Origin of the sequence: Mesorhizobium sp. M2E.F.Ca.ET.219.01.1.1 (assembly GCF_004016445.2) — a bacterium.
GTDB lineage: Bacteria > Pseudomonadota > Alphaproteobacteria > Rhizobiales > Rhizobiaceae > Mesorhizobium.
On record NZ_SADT02000034.1, the window covers coordinates 1 to 581 of the forward strand.

The 581-nt window shown below is 59.7% G+C and carries 1 protein-coding gene; it reads right to left on the reverse strand.

The window, feature by feature from the left end; translation table 11 throughout:
• Window positions 1–256 precede the first annotated feature (256 nt).
• Window positions 257–581: transposase (locus EN862_RS34790; RefSeq protein ID WP_145971640.1), on the reverse strand; the 325-nt coding region annotated here is incomplete at its 5' end.

Consider the following 581-nt stretch of genomic DNA (forward strand, 5'->3'; position numbering starts at 1 on the left):
ACCGACAACGTCCTAAGCGCGGAACGAAATGGAGCCTGCAGTCAAGGTCTCTCTGTTCGTCAGCATGCCCTTGCTGCGTGACGTTGGTCAAGTCGTCGAACCAGGCGGCTTCCACCGGCAAGGGAAAAGGTCTCGTCCATAGCAAACACAGGGTCCGCACGAAGGCGGGCCCTCACCGTCCTCAACACGAGCTTCTGATCCAGGCGGAAGACCCGAACATTATCTACAGGGTCATCGAATCGATGCCCTCACGGCCCTAGCTGACAGAGGTTCTTCCACCTGGCACCCGCCCTTCAACGAAGGGCCGGTAGTCGGAACCACCTTTGACGACAGCGTGCACGACGCGGGCCATCTTGGCGGTAATAGCGGTCATTGCCTTGCGGCGTAGATCGGGATTGTCGCGATCCCGCGCAATGTAGCGTTCGAACTTATGACGGAAGCCATTCTCCCGCTGGCGGATGGCGACTTGTCCGGCGATCCACAGGGTGCGGCGCAGCCGAGCATTGCCGAATTTGGAAAGGCGGGTCTGGCCCCGATATTGGCCTGACTGCTGTGTCGAGAGGTTCAGCCCGCAGAACTTT